Below are 17,646 nucleotides of genomic sequence, written 5' to 3' on the forward strand. Positions count from 1 at the left end.
TACTGGAACGTCATATCGGTAGTCAGTTGTTACTGATTCATTCCCCTGCTTTAGAGCCTTCCGTATCTGAATATACCGTGTCGCATAGTACAGTAGGCATTCCCACGGAGACCGTGGGAACGAGTTCAACGAGTTTTAGTCAGAGTTCTCCTGCGAAGGCTTTTTGACTCAACGCATCAAATAAAGCCAAATCACCTTGGCTATACTTCTGTGTTAACTCCCCCTTTTTGAATAAGATCTCTCTGAATTTAATCTGCTGGGTCACCTCGGGAACATAAACTTCAATGTTCTTTAGCTTGGTCACATTAATTCCTGCCATAATTGCCCCAGAGCTGATTAGTGAAATCTGGTGACTGACATCCCTGCTCAGCTTCAATTGCCAAGATAAAAAATAGGGATCAATGATGGATTCATCTACGCGAATACGAAGAAGATCTGAATGCATGATCCCTTCAGGCATGTGTTCCGGATATACATGACAATTCCCAACGGTTCCTTTTCGAGTCATAACGATATCGTCGGGTCTAATGGAATAGGCTTTCAGCGCTATAGCTTTAGGAGCTGAGAGGTACTCATCAGTTTCTACTTTAAAATCACGGTTAACATGTTTAATTCCCCACAGTGGAACTCCTTCTGCAAGGTACTCATGTTTACCTAACTGGGTGCCAAATGGACCACACTTGATCCCATCGTTCACACTTAAAGAATCAAGCGACACTCGTTGATAATCATAGGGATTGAAAGCCAGATCGCCAAACATATCCAGGAAGACGCTGCGGAGGAAGTCGTCAGCAAGGGCAATGGCCTGCTGGCGTTTCTGGCGTAGCTGGTCGGCTTTATCCAGTATGGCGGCAATGCGTTTTTGTTCGGAAAGTGGTGGTAATGGGATTTCTAAATTTTTCAAAAAGTTAGTCGGTACCCGTTTCTGCCCAGCACTACCAGACATATTCCGCTCACCCAAGTGTCTGAACTTTGGATTCCACAACAGATAAAACAGATACTTGCCATCCAGCTTTTCAGGCTCCGGCCTAAGAACATGAAACTCTGTAGAGCCAAAACCAACTCTGGTATTTAGTTTATCCAGATAAGCTGCTTTACCATTTTCAAAGCACGGCGTTATTTTGGCTAGAACGACATCGTTTCGCTCAAAATATGTGAACCCTTTTTTGGTTTCATCAAGTATGCGAGGCTCTTGGTTCAGGAGTCGACCATCCTCAGAGACAGAAGCCATTGCCAGAAAGGTAACCTCTTGAGAACCATCAATATCTTTTGGACAGCGAGGGTTAACTACTGAAACGTCGCTCAGCTTCACCAAAGGCCAGCTCACAACATCCCCTCCAGCTCCACCAGCTCCTGCTGAATTTCCCTTTCAAGAACCTTCAGCCGTGCCAGTATCTCTTTGGGCGGTTCATACTGCTCTTCCTGATACACTACCTCTTTATACCGATTGATGGAAAGATCGTATTTATTGGCCTTCAGATCAGCTCGAGGTACGACAAATGCCTTATTCGTACGGTCCTGCCAGTCACTGTCGCCAATACCATCTTGGAACTGCTGATCCAGTTGTGCCTTCAGCTTCTGCCCCATAAAGGCATCCACCGGCCGCCCTTTGCCCTGGCGATACTGCTTCCAACTGGCAATTAGATGCGGCAGGTCATTTTTGGCAATCGGTGTCCGTTTATCATCCAGACTATAACCGTCGTTTGCCAGGTCATAGAACCAGACGTCATCGGTCTCTCCACCCTTGGTAAAAATCAGAATCGCCGTGGCCACACCGGCATAAGGCTTAAACACACCGGAAGGCAGGTTGACCACCGCCTCCAACTGGTTTTCTTCCACCAGCTTTTCCCGCAGGCTCTGGTGTGCCTTGCTGGAACCGAACAGCACTCCCTGGGGTACAACCGTGGCACTGCGACCACCCACTTTCAGCATTTGCAGAATACGGGCGCAGAACAGCAGCTCGGTCTTTTTGGTTTTCACAGTTTTCAGCAATACCGGGTCAATGTCTTCTTCATCCAGTGTGCCGGTAAAGGGCGGGTTGGCCAGAATCAGATGAAACGCATTGTGGGAGGCTTCCGGGAATTTGTCGCTGAAACCCTGGCTCATGGTGTCCTGGTAGTGGATATCCGGCTCGTCCACCCCGTGCATAATCAGGTTCATGGCGGCAATGCGCAGCATGGTGGAGTCAAAGTCATAACCGTGGAACATGTCGTAGTCCACATGGTTCCGGTATTCATTCAGCAGATCACCGGAATAGACATACTGTGCTTCGGGTTCGCCCTTCTGATTAATAACCATCTCTTTATGGACGGAATCCAGGGAACTGTATTTTTCCAGCAGGTATTCGTAACTGGACGACAGAAAACCACCGGTCCCACAGGCAGGGTCACAGATACGCTCATGACGGGCCGGGTTAGGCTCCATCATCTCCACCATGGCCCGGATGATATGACGTGGGGTACGGAACTGCCCGTTGATGCCCGCCGTGGTCAGTTTACTCAGCAGGTATTCGTACAGATCACCCTTGGTGTCCCCCCGGTCCAGCGGTAACTGTTTGATCATCTCTACTGCTTTTACCAGCAAGCTGGGCTTAACGATTTCCAGCCGGGCATCCTTCATAAAGTTACCGAGCAGCGAGCCTTTCTCACTCAGCGTTCTGAAGTGACGAAATACCTCATCCCGCACCAGCTCCATCATTTCATCAGCACCCAGGTTGGCAAAATGGCTGAACCGGTAATCCTGCTCATGGGCAGCAAAGCGGGGCTTGAAGTCTACCCCTGCCAGCGCCTTACGCTGCTCGTCCTTGCTCTCCTGCATATCCAGCATGCGGGAGTACATCAGGTAGGTGATCTGTTCAATCACAGTAAGCGGGTTGGTGATACCGCCCACCCAGAACTCTTCCCAGAGCTTGTCGATTTTGCTTTTCAGATCGCCGGTGATCATGGGTGATGCCTATTTCACTTTAAAGGGGGTAGAAAATGGTGGGAGTATACGGATTTTGGTTTGTAATTTCCCGACATCCTGTTTCACAGGGCCAGAGATGAATCTTACCTGGATGGGTTAAGCCAATAATGCAGTATTGTACTGGTCAAAGATACGTAGCGTCTTGAGTTTGGCACCAAGTTACAGGCGAAGGCATAGAAGCCCACTGTTTTCTTCAGCCAGAAACTGGTTGATGCAATCCTGATTATCCATAATCAGAGACTGTACCGCAGCCAGTCGAGCATTCCCGATCTGAATATGGATGACTTTAGGAGGAGGGCCAAGGCGGCTCCAGTAATCGACAAAATCCCGGTCTTTAGTCACAATTGCCAGATCCTGGTGTTTCGCATAGTCCCAAACGCTCTGATCTGAAGCACCTTCCCCCAAAGTCGCTACCCTTGAAACGGCAACCGCTCCCCTGAACGGCTTGCTGACCATCCTCGTCAGCTTATATGACAGGTTTTCATCAAACAGCAGCACTACGCAGCATTCCCTTTCGGCAGGTGGCTCGCTGCATATTCCAGCGCTGCCCGGATCCTGGTTTCATCCAGGCTGGGAAAATCAGAAATAATCTCCCCATAGGTCATGCCTGAACCCAACATTTCCAAAATGCTTTCCACTGTAATCCGGGTACCTTTGATGCAGGGTTTGCCTCTCATTACATCGGGCTTACACTCTACCAAGATATTACCGTTAATCACTTGCCATCTCCTTTCGCCGTGATTTATTCCTGACCTATTCTAGTCTTGCAATGGCTCAATCGCCATTACTCTATACAGGGCTCAGGTTGTTGCCTTGCCAATATCAACCGATACCCCATCCACAATGGCTTTAATGGCCATCACCTGATCCATATCCGGGAACAGGCCGGTAATGCCTTCACCATGGATGCGGGTAAAGGGCTGATCAAACAGTTGCGCCATTTCGATGGTGCCGTAATCCCGTATGTGGTTTTTCAGCAAATCCAGAAAGCGAATCTGCTGGCTGCTTAGATTGTATTGAGCGGCAAAACCGGCAAATTTTTCGGCTACAGCCTGGCTCTCCATACCAATCAGGGTTCGCAGAATCTGATCCAGCCCCGCAGAGGCTTCGGGGTAGAACTCTTTCAGTACCCGGATATCCACATTCGGATTCTGAACCAGCACCAGTTTTGCCAGTTCATCCAGCTCTTTTGACTGTACCGGTTCTCCCCGGCGGATTTTCATCAACACAGGGTTACTGGTAAAGAGCGGCTCCAGAGCGCCCTGAACCTGCTGACGGTAGAGCTTAAAGTCCACCGACTTGATATTGGTCTCCCGCCGTTTGACCTCGTACTTGCCCTGGTCTTCACGGATATCCGTTTCCACGGGGGGTGTGGGTGGCGGAGTTACGTCGCCCTCCATCAGGTACATGATCCCCCTGAGGCGGGTACGGGCATGTTCCAGTTCGGCAAAGCTGGCGTTGTGCCACCAGTCCAGGTCCCGTAGCTGGTTAATGATGTCACCCTGCTGCTGGACCTGAGCCAGATGCGGGGGTAGCTGATCCAGTTTCTGGGTAACGATGGACCACTGTTTTTCCAGTCCGCTTTTGTTGGTGTACAGGGCAGTCTGGGCGGTAATCATATCCAGATCAAAACGCATGGCATTCCCCTGCCCCCTGACATCCACCCACTGCATCAGAGGACCGATGTCATCCAGCAGTTGCTGCTGGGTTTGGGGAGCAAACTGTTCCAACCGTTTCAGGTCACTCAGCCGGGCACGGATCTGCCACTTTTCCTGAACGGCAATGGATTTTTCATCCAGTGCAGACACCTGCTCATGAAGCTGTTTGGCAATGATGGCCAGACTGCCCTGTTCAAACTTTTTCTGTGCCGCTTTGGCCAGTTCGACCCAGGCTTCCAGACGTTTCTGTGCCAGTGGCTTGCCGGTGGTTGGCTGCACCTCGGGCGGCTCCTGCTCGAAGTACTCGAAGTTGGCCCAGTGGTCGAAGATACGGAATTTGTCCTTGTCTTTCCCTGCCCCGTACAGGTCTTTGCAAAGGCGAGTCCCCCGGCCAATCATCTGCCAGAATTTCACCTTGGACTTCACCGGCTTGGCAAACACCAGGTTGACCACTTCCGGCACATCAATACCGGTGTCGAGCATGTCCACCGAAATAGCAATGGTCAGCTCTTTGTTGGTGCTAAGATCACCGCCTTTAAAATCTTCAATGAGTTGTTCTGCCCTCGGGTTATAGTTATCGATGACCTGACAGAACTTACCGGCAAACTGCGGATACATCTCATCAAAAACGCTTTGCAGCAGAACCGCATGCTGATGGTTGCGGGCAAAGACAATACTTTTGCCCGGAAGCTGTTCATCCCGGTCCCGGATACCATGCTCCATCAGGTTGCGCATAATGGCCCGATTGGTGTCCCGATTATAGATCGCCTTATCAATGACCTTGGCATCAAATTCCAGGGTGTTCGGGTCGATGCCCTGCGCTTCCAGTTGGGCAATCTGTTCATTGCTGAGGTTGTCTTTTTTAATACCCTCACGGAGGAATTGCGTGGTGTGGGTAATGACCTCAAAGGGCACCAGATGATTGTCGTTTATCGCCGCTTCCAGTGAGTATTCATAGGTGGGTATACGGCCTTCGCAACCAAACAGGCCGTAGGTGGTGTGGCCGATCATATCCACGGGCGTTGCGGTCAGGCCAACCTGAAGGGCATCGAAGTATTTAAACAGGTCCCCGTAAACGTTATAGATGGAACGATGGGATTCATCCGCAATGATCAGGTCAAAATAGCCCACATCGTACCGATCCATAATGTTCATCATTCCGGGATAGGTAGAGATGAAGATGCGGGAGGTGTCCTGGTACTTTTTATCCGTTCGACCTACCACATAGATAGGGTCACGGATGAATTCATTAAATGCATTCCGTGCCTGCTTACGTAGCTCTTTTCGGTCACAGAGGAAAAGCACCCGCTTGGCCCATCGGGCATCGAGCAGCCGTTTGGTCAACGCAATGGCAACACGGGTCTTACCGGTACCGGTAGCCTGGACAATCAGGGCCTTGCGATGTTTATCCGTAAAGCGTTCACCGACTCGGGCAATACTCTCCAACTGATACAGACGACCGGCAATATGGATGTCAACCGGCACTTCTGCTAACGGTCGACAGCCCGTACGTTGTTGAACCAGGTAGGCCAGACTTTCAGGGCTGTAGAAACCAAAGAGTTTTCTCGGTGGATAGTTTCGGGCTGGGTGGTCATCCCAGAGGTAAATATCGTAGCCGTTTGTATAAAAGATCGCAGGGCGCTGACCGTACTGCTTTTCCAGCCAGTCGGCATAGAGCTTGGCCTGGGTACGACCTTTTTCTGCCGCCACCTGGGTACGCTTGGCTTCCACGACAGCTAACGGTTTACCGGTATCGTCCCAAAGCACATAGTCCGCGTAACCATCGCCACTGTTGGTGGGTTGCTCTTTGACCGGATGCTCCTGGGTGACCTGAGCTGAGTCCTTGATACCCTCTGCTACATCCCAACCGGCAGCGATCAGGCGGGAGTCGATCAGGCGACGGCGGGTTTCGGCTTCATCCAGCTCCAGAATGTTGGCTGCCTGCTCATTCTTCTGGCGCAGGGCCTCCATCCTTTGCTGGAACTCTTCGGCCTTCTCTTTTTGTAGCTGCAACTCACGGAGAATACCCATTTCCCGTTGTTGGATAGCTTCGAGTTCTTCCCTGGCTTTCTCCAGTTGGGCCTGTTTCTGATCCAGCTCTTTTTTGGTCAGCTCGCTACCCGTCTGATCCGATGAAGCCTGGGGCAACTGGAATTTTGCGATGTCGTCTGCATGCCCATTGGCATAACGCAGGTAAATCCATGCACCCATGATGAAGGCCTCTTTCAACAGCCACCGGGCATCATTCACTTTGACCGCATCACCATGAGCAGCCCGGTTACCATGAATGCGAATGGCATCCATCTTCACCTGAATGGCCTCGGGAATCGCACTTTTAAACGCATCCGCCTTCATCAGGTCATAGAGGCTGGAACGGTACCCTTCGGGCAAACGCTCCTGACGGTAAAGCCACCGGATAATCAACTCAAGGTAGTTCCGGAGCTTGACCAGACAGCTCTCAGGATCAGTGTGGACATACTCTTCTGCCTTACTGCCCAAGTTGGCCAGTTCCGGCCAATGGGTGCGCAGCATTTCAAAGTTCAATGACTTCTGCATGGCTGACCATCTTATAATCAGAGTGCCTGCCAAGCGATAAAGGCAGGAAAATAGACGACAAAGAAAAATATTGTATCCTCAGGCTGCCCCGATATTCCATACCGAAATATGCTAACTGAATAGAGGGTGACAGTGACCAGGCTACCAGGCCTGTGTTATTGGCAGGGGGATTCCGCAAAATTTTTTTTCAGCCATAGCGATATAAGAAAGGCTGCCAAAGTATGGGTAGATGATTTATCCCCCCCCTCCAGTTATCAATGGCAAAGTGTGCATGCATTACCCCTCGACTGCTGACTTGGCAGGCGTGGGTGTCAGGTCCGGCATACGGGGTACTTCCCCACCCTATTTCATTTAATACTCACTGTTCAGCCAGTTGCTGTCCTGGACCTGTTCAACATGACCTTCAGGGCGATCTTCCGAATCGAAAATCTGGATAAAGTTAATACGGCTCTCTTCCTGAGCCTTTTGCTGATAGTCACCGTCCATCTTATTCAGTTCAGCAATGGCGGCCGTGGCAGCTCTCGGGTTTCGCATCCGTAAATCACCCTCTGGCGTTTCGATCACTTCACCACAGAACCGCGCGATCTCCCAGAGCTTGGTACGCTTGTCCCGAGCAGTGATATTCAGCTCACGACTGAGCTTACCCTGACGCACCCGAATTTCGGTGGCAATGTCAGCATTTGTTAACAGGCGACAACCCTGAGCTCTGGCAGTCTTGGGACTATAGCCAGCGGCAATGGCAGCTCGGGTCGCGTTCTGGTCAATCAGGTACTCATCAACGAAACGGCGCTGTTTGTCATTCATGGCAATCATCCTTGATGGCATTGAGATCATCATACCATGCAATCCCTGAACTAAAGACTAAACGGCTATAAGTCAGCGGACGTGAGTTGCAAGAATAAAAAAGGGTAGGGCTCTGAACAGTAGTCTAGAATTGCTGTTTCCACTTGTTACTGGAAATGTAGTGGAAAAAGAAATTTAAGTGCTTTTAACGAAGAGAAAATAGGAGATAAGACATTGATTTTACTGGCGCACCCGAGAGGATTCGAACCTCTGACCTCTGCCTCCGGAGGGCAGCGCTCTATCCAGCTGAGCTACGGGTGCACTTCCAGAGCAGCAGACAGCGGCTCCAGCGGTTGCCAATAATACTGATCCGCCCTCGGGCTGTCTATGATTTTTTTGCTGCTGTCTGGTGCCAATATCAAAAGCATCTCAGTCTCCTTTTAATAACCTGCTCCCATCATCTGCATTCCGTGAGCTGGCTCAGCAGGCTGTTCAAGCCCCGGTCGAGTGCTTCACAATGACAAGCCATAGTAATTACCGAAACCCACGATATATAAACCCCTGTTTCAGGGATACCAATTGTTCTATAATCCCATTGCCCAGAATAATTCGGCTACACAGGCGAAAGCTTATCAGTGAGTCTTAAGCTACTTTTTACCAGCTCTGGCAACGCCTAAAATAAGATAGCCATTAATCGCCTTAAGAGGACAAGCGAGTGTCAAGGGGAACTCATATGCGTGCTTTGATTCTGTTAGTCGGGGGACTATTCGCGTCGCTGGTGTTTGCCAAGCCGACTGCTGACCTTGATTCAATTAGTCGTGGTGAGATAAGCGAGCGTCTTGCTCCTGTGGGTTTCGTCTGTCTCGCAGGTGAGGAGTGTGCCAGTGCCGCCGGGGTAGCAGTCAGCTCCAGCAGTGGCCCGAGAAGTGGCGATGCAGTTTACAATCAGTTTTGTGTGGCCTGTCATGGCTCTGGCCTGTTAGGTGCTCCCAAAAAGGACGATGCCGCAGCATGGCAAGCCGCAGAGAAGACCGCTGGCGGGTTCAGCAGTCTGCTGTCCAACGCCATTAACGGTATTCGCAGTATGCCTGCCAAAGGTACCTGTATGGATTGTTCTGATGAAGAGATCAGTATTGCGATTGAATACATGAGCGGCCTTAAGCCCTGACCTCTTCCTTCAGGTTTGATGATCAGCCGCTGGCAGCTTTTGCCAGCGGGCTGATAAATCCTTCCGGCTTCACCGCCAGTATTGAGCAGTAGATACTGTTCATGATGTTCTCAGCCGTATTCCCCACCAGAATGCCTTCCTTATGGCGTCCAAGCGTGCCCATCACAATGACATCAACATTCAGCTCATTGGCCAGTTGCTGGATCTCGGTCGCCGGGTTGCCCCTGAGCAGATGAATGGATACGGGCTGCTGGTCGTCATTCTCAGTCACGCCAACTTCCTGCATGACCTCCTGTAATTTGTTGTGGTAGCGCCGCTGGGTTATTTCCTGCAATTCATAGAGCTCTTCATCAGATAGTGTTTTCAGGGAGCGCCGCCCTAAGGGTACATTCCAGACACTGACCAGATGCAACGCAGCCTTTTCCTGACTTGCCAGATAGAGACCGTATTGTAAAAGCGTGCGATTCAGATCATGGGCATCCGAGTCCGGGTCACCAGCATCCACGGCCACCAGGATTTTTCCATTGAATTGTGGGAGCTGATCCCGGTCGGCCATCATCAAAATGGGCACCGGGCATTTTCTGAGCAAAGCCAGGTCATTGCCGGTTAACTGTTTACGAGTCAGTGCGCCACTGGCATCCGCCAGTTTGATGACCAGGTCAATATGATGTTCTTGTATCACCTTATAAATGGCTTGCCGGGGTCGGCCGGGAACAATCAATGTCTCTGCTTCGATCCCCTGCTCCCAGGCCATGGCCTTGAGGCGCTCAAGCTCATCCTCAAGTTGCTGCCTGAGGTGGTCTTCCAGTTTTTTTTCCAACGGGACAAATTGCAGATGATTCAGAGTTTCCAGGCTCTGGTCAAACAGGGCGATCAACAAGGTGGCCCGGTTATCCAAAGCAAGCCGAAAGGCCTGCTGTAGCTCCATATCCGAGGTGTGTTGCCGGGTAACGGCCAGAAGAATCGAACGAAAAGCATGCATCAATTTAGTCTCAAACCGATCACAACCCTACCCATTATCGCAGGAATTGGTCGCCCTGCCAGATATTCTGTTGATAACTCCGGAATTCTGCCTGGTAACCAATAGGAACGGACTTGTAGAACAATGTTACTGCTATATAATCTCGCTCCCTATTATTTTCCTTGTATAAGGTTCACGGCACGTTTATGAAACTGATTAAGAGAACGTTCATCGTCGCCGCACTGCTCTGTGCTGCCCAACTCCAGGCCTCAGATGACAAGGCTGAAAAACTGTATTTCTATAACTGGACCGATTACATCGCGGAAGATACCGTCAAGAACTTTTCCGACAAAACTGGCATCGACGTGGTTTATGACGTTTATGACAGTAATGAGGTACTTGAAGGTAAACTGCTCTCCGGACGCAGCGGTTTCGACCTGGTCTCGCCTTCCCACGATTTCTACAAGACCCAGATTCGTGCCGGTGTCTATGAGCCGCTGGATAAGTCCAAACTGCCTAATCTGAAACATCTTGATCCCGTCATTATGAAGGCGATCTCAGACAACTTTGATAAAAACAATACCTACGGTATCCCTTACCTCTGGGGAACCACCGGTATTGGCTATAACAAGGCGGCTGTCGAAAAAGTGCTCGGCAAGGATGCCCCGGTGGATAGCTGGTCTCTGATCCTTGAGCCGGAGAATATGAAGAAGCTGCAAAGCTGTGGTGTTGCGTTTCTTGACGCCGCAAGTGAAGTGCTGCCTTCTGTGATGGCCTACCTCGGTATTCCCGGCGATAGTCTGGATATGGCGGATTACAAACAGGCCGTGGCCAAGATGAAAGAGATTTCTCCTTACATCGCTTACTATCACTCCTCCCGCTCTCTGTCTGACCTGGCCAATGGCGATATCTGTGTGGCCCTGATGTGGTCTGGTGACGCGATGATTGCCAGAGATCGGGCTAAAGAAGCGGGTAACGGCCTGGATATCCGCTATGTTGTTCCCAAGGAAGGTGCAGCCATGTGGTTTGATATGCTGGCCATTCCTAATGATGCGCCTCACAAAGACGCCGCTCACCAGATGCTGGACTATCTGATGGAACCAAAGGTGATTGCTGATGTGACCAACTACGTGACCTATAGCAACCCTAACCCTGCTTCTAAACAGTATGTGGATGCAGACATTGCTAAAGATCCCGGTGTCTTCCCAGACGATGAGACCATGGAGAAGCTCTTTGTTTTCAAAGAACTGCCATCCAAACTGAAGCGTTACATCACCCGCGAGTGGTCCAGAATAAAATCTGGCAACTGATCTTTTGCCAACAGTTATCAGAAGTTGACCCTTCTGATAACTGTCACTCTGGTTCCATTTATCCAATAACCGCTAAAAAAATCCTCCAACACTGCCCAATACGCCATAATTTATAGATTGAATCATTGTCACCCGGCCATTACATGGACAGTAACATCACCTCTCTCAGTATCCTGATTTTGGAAGACCACCCCTTTCAGCGAGTGGTGGCAGAGCAAACGGTCTCAGGCCTTAATATTGACAGACTGCATTCAGCAAAAAACAGCAAAGAGGCTCTGAAGTTTCTGCAAAACCGGGGTGCCGTTGATATCGTCATCTGTGACCTCGATATGCCGGGTATGGACGGTATCCGGTTTATCCGCCACCTGGCGGAGCAAAAGCTTGCCCGGGGCGTAATTGTGCTCAGTGCCATGGAGGCCGCTTTAGTGCGAATGGTCAGTGATATGGCTCAAGCTCATGGCCTGATGGTGCTGGGCCATATCCCCAAACCAATGTCCCGCCCCCGTCTGAGAGAATTACTGGAATTTTACTGTTCAGAACAGACTGAGAATAATGCCTGCCCCGTCACCTCCAGAGAGCTGATCTTTGATGAAGAAGCTCTTGAGAAAGCCATTGAAGCCAATCAGTTCGTGCTTTACTACCAGCCAAAGGTCTTGCTGAAAAGTGGCCGAATGATCTCTGTTGAAGCACTCACCCGCTGGCATCACCCGGAAGCTGGCGTTATCAGCCCAGTCCACTTTATCCCCATGATGGAGAGCTCTGGCCTGATAACCCCGATGACCACAAAAATGATCGACCTGGCACTGGAGCAGATTCGAGCCTGGCGTGAACAGGGCAGAAACATTGCCGTTGGCATCAACCTTTCTGCAGCCACTCTCACCAATACCGACCTGCCCGATATGCTGATTGGCAAGATGCGGGATTTGAGTATTCCACCAGAACTCCTGACTCTTGAGATTACCGAAAGCAGTCTGATTGAAAATGCGGCGCTTTCCCTGGAAACACTGGCCAGATTCAAACTCCATGGTTTCTCACTCTCTATTGACGACTTCGGTACTGGCTATTCCAGCATGCAGCAGTTAAACCGAATCCCTTTCAGTGAACTGAAAATTGATCGTTCATTTGTCTCTAATGCCTGTAGTGACAAAAACCATAAAGCGATTGTTGAAGCCAACATCAGCCTGGCCCACAAATTGAATATGCAAACCGTTGCCGAGGGAGTAGAAACACTCGAAGGCTGGCAATTGCTGAATGAGTTAAATTGTGACCAGGCACAAGGCTTCTTCATTGCCAGGCCCATGCCCGCCGATGAAATCCCCCAATGGGAGCGGGAGTGGCTGGCAAGACAACCGATTACACCACCCAAGCCCTGTATCTGAAAATGCATTGACAACGGTAGTCATGCAATCTGCAACGTTTCTCCTGCCTGAATTATATTCACTTTTCGAAAATGATGTTTCATTGACCTGATTCAATACGTTTGCTGCACCGTTGATGCATGATAAACACCATCAAGAATTTTAAACTTCTGTTTGCATCTCAAGGGTTGAATGACGTCTATGTCGCGTATTCTCAAGCTGTCACTGATTGCAGCCTCTTTCTTCTTTCTGTGTTTCATTCCCGCTGAATTTATTCCTATTGCCAACATCACCATCGAACAACAACGGGTGCTGGCTATTTTCCTGATGGCGACATTGCTCTGGGTCTCTGAGGCCGTGCCAGCCTATGCAACGTCACTACTTATTCTGGGCCTGCTGGCCACCATGGTGTCCAATACCAGCCCGTACTTTCTCCGGGAAGCATTGAATCCGGAGGCCATGCTCAGCTACAAAGAAATTCTCAGCAGTCTGGCAGCCCCGGTTATTGTCCTGTTTCTTGGCGGTTTCTTCATTGCCATTGCCGCCACGAAGTACAAACTGGACATCAACCTGGCCAGAGTGTTGTTAAAACCCATTGGCAGTGATTACAAGAAAGTGATGCTCGGTCTGATGGGCATTACCGCCTTCTTCTCCATGTTTATGAGTAATACTGCCACAACAGCAATGATGCTTACCTTGCTGACACCACTACTGGCAAACGTTGATACCACGGATAATGCCGTCAAGGGTGTTATGCTTGCTGTGCCCATAGCCGCCAATATCGGCGGCATTGGAACCCCCATCGGCACGCCACCGAACGCCATTGCTTTTCGTTATTTAACCGGCGAGCATGCCATCACCTTTGGCGAGTGGATGCTGTTTGCCATCCCCATGGCCGTGGTATTAATTATGATTGCCTGGGTATTGTTGCGTAAGTTGTACCCGGGAAACATCAAAGAGCTTGCCGTTAAAATCGAATGCACCTTTGAACAATCACCAAAAGCCTTTCTTGTTTATGCAACAACTGCCGCGACGGTACTGCTGTGGACCACCTCCAGCATTCATGGCGTAAACTCGTACACTGTCGCCTTACTGCCGGTCATCGTTTTCTCCCTTTCCGGCATTATCGATACCGACGACATCAAAAATATTAACTGGGATGTACTCTGGCTGATTGCCGGTGGTATTGCCCTGGGCTATGCCCTGGAAAAAAGCGGGCTGGCACGCTCGATTGTTCACACCATTCCCTTCGACACCATGGGAACCTTTGTGGTGTTATTTCTGATGGCTGTGGTCTCAATGGTGATGGCAACATTTATGTCCAATACCGCCACAGCGAACCTGCTGATGCCAATTGCAGTTTCAGTCGCTACGGTTCTGAGCGGGCTGGAAAATTATGGCGGTATCAGCCTTATGGTTATCTCGGTTGCGCTCTGTGCATCCATGGGAATGTCACTGCCTATCAGCACTCCACCCAACGCTTTGGCCCATGCCACCGGTATGGTTGCCAGCAGAGACTTTATCAAGGCCGGTAAGTTCATCAGCACCATCGGTGTCCTGATTATCTTTGCAGTGATTACCCTGCTGGGTGTGTTGGGTTACTTCTGATCAGACTCCCGCTATTTGGCAACCCCGATCTCGGGAGTTGCCATCGCTTTCAACGTCAAAAATAAAACGCATCGCTGACATTACCCCTTAAAAGAAGCCCATCCAGGTCATCAGCATCAATACCGAAAAGATCAACAAAACCCCCAGCGGACTTAAAATCTGAGCGGTTTTGATAAAGTCCCTGGTATCGACCAACCCTGTAGCATGCGCCAGTGCATTGGGCGGTGTGCTGATTGGCAGGCCCATCCCCAGGGAAGACGCCAGGGCAACCGCTGTACCAATCACAACCAGTCCTCCCTGCTCTTCAATACTGACCACAGAATTGGACATGGAGATGGCAATAGGCATTAACAGGTTTGCAGTGGCCGTGTGGGACATAAATGTCGCCATAATCATACAGAGCACGCTGATGCCCAGAATGATGGTCACCGCATCGAACTGTTCAAATGGCACCATACTGACCAGCAACCCGGCAAGACCAGACGAGGCAAGCGCAGTACCAATGGCAATACCACCGGCAAGCAGCCAGAGCACATCCCAGCTGATATGCTTCAGATCATGCTTATCAACAATGCCACACAGGCTGAATACAGCCACCGGAATAATGGCGACGGCACAGGCATTAATGCCGTGGACATCGGAGAACACCCACAGCAGGATGGTCAACACAATAGTGATATAAACAATGTACGGCTTCAGCCCTCTTTCAAAACGGCCATCAATCCGGACATCCAGATCGCCACCATTGGAGGGGTACATCTTTTGCAGTAACCACCAACTGAAAGCAATCATAACGACAGTAATCGGTACGGCAAACAGCATCCAGCCACCAAACGACAACGCATGCTCACCAACAAAATAACGGAAAGCGATGGCATTGGGCGGAGTTCCAATCGGAGTCCCCATACCACCCAGGTTGGCGGCAATAGGAATACTCAATACCATTGCCCGACATCCGGGATCTTCACTGTCCATTCGAGCCAACAATGGCGTCATAATAGTCAGCATCAACACACTGGTCGCTGTATTGCTCATGAACATGGAGAAGATGGCCGTGATGATCATCACACCAAGCATCACAATTTCATACTTCTGGCCAAAAGGCTTTAACAGCACACGGGCCAGATTGATATCTACCTTGTACTTGGCACAGGCCAGAGCAATAAAGAACCCGCCCAGAAAAAGGACAATGATGGGTGATGCCAGACTATTGAAAATAGTTACATAGTTCAGCATGTCTTCACCAAGACCATCCCTGAGCGGAAAAGGTGCGCTGTTTGAAGCGGTCAATACCAGCAGCATAATAATCAGAAGAGATGTTGCAAAGGCTGGCACGGCATCACTGACCCACATCAGGGTTGCCAGAATAAAAATGGCCAACACCCGCTGCTGCAAAATTGACAAGACACCTTCGGGAAACACCATTTCCGGAAAGCCGAACAGCCCCAGGAAGATGATTGCTATTGGCACAACCTTTTTAAGCGGAGTCATTTACAACATACCGTACATAGTTAAAATGGATCAGCGTACTCTAAAGGCTGGAACGCTGAAGCTAATCAACAGAAAGCAGGCATAATCATTTTTAAATAATTAACGGTTAAGACAGTTAAATTGTTCAGTGCAAAATTGTGCCTATCAATACGTGAAGCCAGAACACAGACTTGTTAATGAATAATTTTGCATAAGATAAGGTTAAACACCATTAATCAGATCATATAGACAACATTTTCTTAAAGCTTAAAAATAGTGAAAAAATATACAATATAAAAGTATCAGGCCTTATTCATTGAAATTAATTAACTAAAAAAAGTGAACTTTATCATTAATTATTAATCAATTACTGAGTATTTTATATATATCAAAGAGTGATAATAAATATATTATGAATCCATTGAATACAAGCAGCCCCACTTACAAACCAGATCCGGTTTCACTTAATCAGGAAGAAGATGAAACACAAGCAAGAGCCACAGTCAATACCAGTCCTATTGTGGAATCCGAAAAAAAAGCTTTGCATGATTATGATGTCAGAAAAAGCGACAGCAGCAAAAATATTGAACACTCACAGCTCAGAGACCCAGACTCAAGCAAGGAAATAAATAAAGTGTTCAGACAGTTAGCCGCACAAGGAGAGTTCGGTGCTTTAATTGCGCACATGAAAAAGAACTCTGATGTTATTGATATCAATGGAACCAGCTCTAATGGGAATACAGCCCTTCATTGGGCATCACAAGGAAACCACAGGGCTGTGGTTAAAGAACTGCTATCACAGCCTGAAATTAATATCACCGCAGTTAACCTTGCAGGTAAAACTCCGGCTCAAATTACTACTGACCAGAATTTAGCAGCTATTTTTTATGCTGCTTCTCATCTATCATCATCCATCGCCCATGAATCAGTATTACTGGATGATATAACAGGAGAAATTTATCCGGACCTGATGGCTCCTGCTGGGATCCATCAATCAATATGGAGCATACGTTCTGAAAAGCTCAGCCTGCATACGATGCAGCAACGTTTCAAAATCTCCGAAGACTTCTTTACCATACTCAAAGAATTACACCCACATGTTCCAGAAAAGGGCCAAATAGTAGAGCTAGCATGCGGTGCAAGCCACAGTGCGGTGAGGTATCATCAACTATACGGACAAGATGTTCACTTTTTTGGCATAGATGACAGCCCGAAAAACATCCAGGAGTCTGAGTATTATGCCGAACGACTGAAGAGTCATGGACTGGACTTGCAATTCCATGTCGGTAGCCCCTCTGATCCTGACCATGCCTGGCCTAAGGCCGTGGACCTATGTGTTCTGCGTAACTCATTGATGGCAGATACATCCCGATTACAGAAAATTATTAACACCGCAGCTGACCAATGTAACCAGTTATTAATAACAAGTTTCAACAACTCATCTTTGGAAAAAATAATTGCTCTTGCAAACAATCAATTTACTGTGGAGAAGAAAATTCACAAAGATGGTCATGTCCCATGGCCAGAATTAGGTGCATTTGATTCAAGCGCAGCGCTACTTAAGCGAAGATAGAATTTTTCTGTTGCATTTTTTAACCATGATAAAATAAAACCCCCGACAGCCAAGCTATCGGGGGTTTATATTTTGTGCCTGAAGATGACCTACTCTCACATGGGGAGACCCCACACTACCATCGGCGATGCATCATTTCACTGCTGAGTTCGGGATGGGATCAGGTGGTTCTAATGCTCTATGGTCTTCAGACTAAACTGCTATCTTCGAGCTTTATGCTCAGAGATTATAGAATTT

General features: G+C 49.0%; 13 protein-coding genes, 1 tRNA gene and 1 rRNA gene. 5 read left to right on the plus strand and 10 right to left on the minus strand.

All coding sequences use genetic code 11. The features are described 5' to 3' along the window. Window positions 1-139: 139 nt before the first annotated feature. The 7 genes from ACO6V1_RS10925 to ACO6V1_RS10955 all read right to left on the minus strand — a co-directional run bounded on the left by ACO6V1_RS10925 (window position 140) and on the right by ACO6V1_RS10955 (window position 8,282). Window positions 140-1,327: a restriction endonuclease subunit S gene (locus tag ACO6V1_RS10925; protein ID WP_422466862.1), complete on the minus strand. Its 1,188-nt coding sequence runs from the start codon at window positions 1,325-1,327 to the stop codon at window positions 140-142. Next, window positions 1,324-2,943: a type I restriction-modification system subunit M gene (locus ACO6V1_RS10930; protein WP_422466864.1), complete on the minus strand. Its 1,620-nt coding sequence runs from the start codon at window positions 2,941-2,943 to the stop codon at window positions 1,324-1,326. Before ACO6V1_RS10930 ends, ACO6V1_RS10925 begins: the two co-directional genes overlap by 4 nt. Before the next feature lie 180 nt (window positions 2,944-3,123). Continuing rightward, complete coding sequence (locus tag ACO6V1_RS10935) at window positions 3,124-3,462, minus strand: DUF5615 family PIN-like protein (protein ID WP_422447039.1); 339 nt, start codon at window positions 3,460-3,462, stop codon at window positions 3,124-3,126. Further along, window positions 3,462-3,683 (minus strand): DUF433 domain-containing protein, encoded by a 222-nt coding sequence (locus ACO6V1_RS10940; RefSeq protein WP_422447041.1) that lies wholly within the window; start codon window positions 3,681-3,683, stop codon window positions 3,462-3,464. The genes ACO6V1_RS10935 and ACO6V1_RS10940 overlap by 1 nt, the downstream gene beginning before the upstream one ends. 81 nt (window positions 3,684-3,764) lie before the next feature. Further along, on the minus strand, window positions 3,765-7,178 hold the full coding sequence (locus ACO6V1_RS10945; protein ID WP_422447043.1) for a DEAD/DEAH box helicase family protein: 3,414 nt from the start codon (window positions 7,176-7,178) through the stop codon (window positions 3,765-3,767). 351 nt (window positions 7,179-7,529) lie between these two features. Further along, window positions 7,530-8,015, minus strand: coding sequence for a terminase small subunit (locus ACO6V1_RS10950; protein ID WP_422466866.1), 486 nt, complete (start codon window positions 8,013-8,015; stop codon window positions 7,530-7,532). A gap of 190 nt (window positions 8,016-8,205) precedes the next feature. Next, window positions 8,206-8,282, minus strand: a tRNA-Arg gene (locus ACO6V1_RS10955). Window positions 8,283-8,694: 412 nt separating this feature from the next. Here ACO6V1_RS10955 and ACO6V1_RS10960 point away from each other — a divergent pair. Beyond that, window positions 8,695-9,129, plus strand: coding sequence for a c-type cytochrome (locus ACO6V1_RS10960; RefSeq protein WP_101748502.1), 435 nt, complete (start codon window positions 8,695-8,697; stop codon window positions 9,127-9,129). Window positions 9,130-9,151: 22 nt separating this feature from the next. Here ACO6V1_RS10960 and ACO6V1_RS10965 read toward each other — a convergent pair whose 3' ends face one another. Next, window positions 9,152-10,111, minus strand: a complete 960-nt coding sequence (locus ACO6V1_RS10965; RefSeq protein WP_422466868.1) for a universal stress protein — start codon at window positions 10,109-10,111, stop codon at window positions 9,152-9,154. A gap of 185 nt (window positions 10,112-10,296) precedes the next feature. Here ACO6V1_RS10965 and ACO6V1_RS10970 point away from each other — a divergent pair, with 185 nt between their 5' ends. From ACO6V1_RS10970 to ACO6V1_RS10980, 3 genes are all read left to right on the plus strand, one after another. Next, complete coding sequence (locus ACO6V1_RS10970) at window positions 10,297-11,400, plus strand: polyamine ABC transporter substrate-binding protein (RefSeq protein ID WP_422466870.1); 1,104 nt, start codon at window positions 10,297-10,299, stop codon at window positions 11,398-11,400. A gap of 143 nt (window positions 11,401-11,543) precedes the next feature. After that, the gene (locus ACO6V1_RS10975; RefSeq protein WP_422466872.1) at window positions 11,544-12,779 is read left to right on the plus strand and encodes a GGDEF/EAL domain-containing response regulator; all 1,236 of its coding nucleotides are present in this window, start codon (window positions 11,544-11,546) and stop codon (window positions 12,777-12,779) included. 171 nt (window positions 12,780-12,950) lie between these two features. Then, window positions 12,951-14,366, plus strand: a complete 1,416-nt coding sequence (locus ACO6V1_RS10980) for an SLC13 family permease (RefSeq protein WP_422466874.1) — start codon at window positions 12,951-12,953, stop codon at window positions 14,364-14,366. Between the two features lie 87 nt (window positions 14,367-14,453). Here ACO6V1_RS10980 and ACO6V1_RS10985 read toward each other — a convergent pair whose 3' ends face one another. Then, a complete protein-coding gene (locus ACO6V1_RS10985) occupies window positions 14,454-15,857 on the minus strand; it encodes an SLC13 family permease (RefSeq protein WP_422447057.1) in 1,404 nt (467 codons plus the stop codon). Window positions 15,858-16,248: 391 nt separating this feature from the next. Here ACO6V1_RS10985 and ACO6V1_RS10990 point away from each other — a divergent pair, with 391 nt between their 5' ends. Beyond that, window positions 16,249-17,409: a methyltransferase domain-containing protein gene (locus ACO6V1_RS10990; RefSeq protein ID WP_422463206.1), complete on the plus strand. Its 1,161-nt coding sequence runs from the start codon at window positions 16,249-16,251 to the stop codon at window positions 17,407-17,409. Window positions 17,410-17,485: 76 nt separating this feature from the next. Here the strand turns inward: ACO6V1_RS10990 and rrf are convergent. After that, window positions 17,486-17,601 (minus strand): 5S ribosomal RNA (gene rrf, locus ACO6V1_RS10995). Window positions 17,602-17,646 lie beyond the last annotated feature (45 nt).

It is taken from the genome of Endozoicomonas sp. ALC013, assembly GCF_049310205.1.
Lineage (GTDB): Bacteria > Pseudomonadota > Gammaproteobacteria > Pseudomonadales > Endozoicomonadaceae > Endozoicomonas.

Excerpts from the sequence above, each read along its gene's own strand:
- ACO6V1_RS10930 (WP_422466864.1), bottom strand. The coding sequence starts at position 2,943 with ATGATCACCGGCGATCTGAAAAGCAAAATCGACAAGCTCTGGGAAGAG.
- ACO6V1_RS10945 (WP_422447043.1), bottom strand. The coding sequence starts at position 7,178 with ATGCAGAAGTCATTGAACTTTGAAATGCTGCGCACCCATTGGCCGGAA.
- ACO6V1_RS10950 (WP_422466866.1), bottom strand. The coding sequence starts at position 8,015 with ATGATGATCTCAATGCCATCAAGGATGATTGCCATGAATGACAAACAG.
- ACO6V1_RS10960 (WP_101748502.1), top strand. The coding sequence starts at position 8,695 with ATGCGTGCTTTGATTCTGTTAGTCGGGGGACTATTCGCGTCGCTGGTG.
- ACO6V1_RS10965 (WP_422466868.1), bottom strand. The coding sequence starts at position 10,111 with ATGCATGCTTTTCGTTCGATTCTTCTGGCCGTTACCCGGCAACACACC.
- ACO6V1_RS10970 (WP_422466870.1), top strand. The coding sequence starts at position 10,297 with ATGAAACTGATTAAGAGAACGTTCATCGTCGCCGCACTGCTCTGTGCT.
- ACO6V1_RS10975 (WP_422466872.1), top strand. The coding sequence starts at position 11,544 with ATGGACAGTAACATCACCTCTCTCAGTATCCTGATTTTGGAAGACCAC.
- ACO6V1_RS10980 (WP_422466874.1), top strand. The coding sequence starts at position 12,951 with ATGACGTCTATGTCGCGTATTCTCAAGCTGTCACTGATTGCAGCCTCT.
- ACO6V1_RS10985 (WP_422447057.1), bottom strand. The coding sequence starts at position 15,857 with ATGACTCCGCTTAAAAAGGTTGTGCCAATAGCAATCATCTTCCTGGGG.
- ACO6V1_RS10990 (WP_422463206.1), top strand. The coding sequence starts at position 16,249 with ATGAATCCATTGAATACAAGCAGCCCCACTTACAAACCAGATCCGGTT.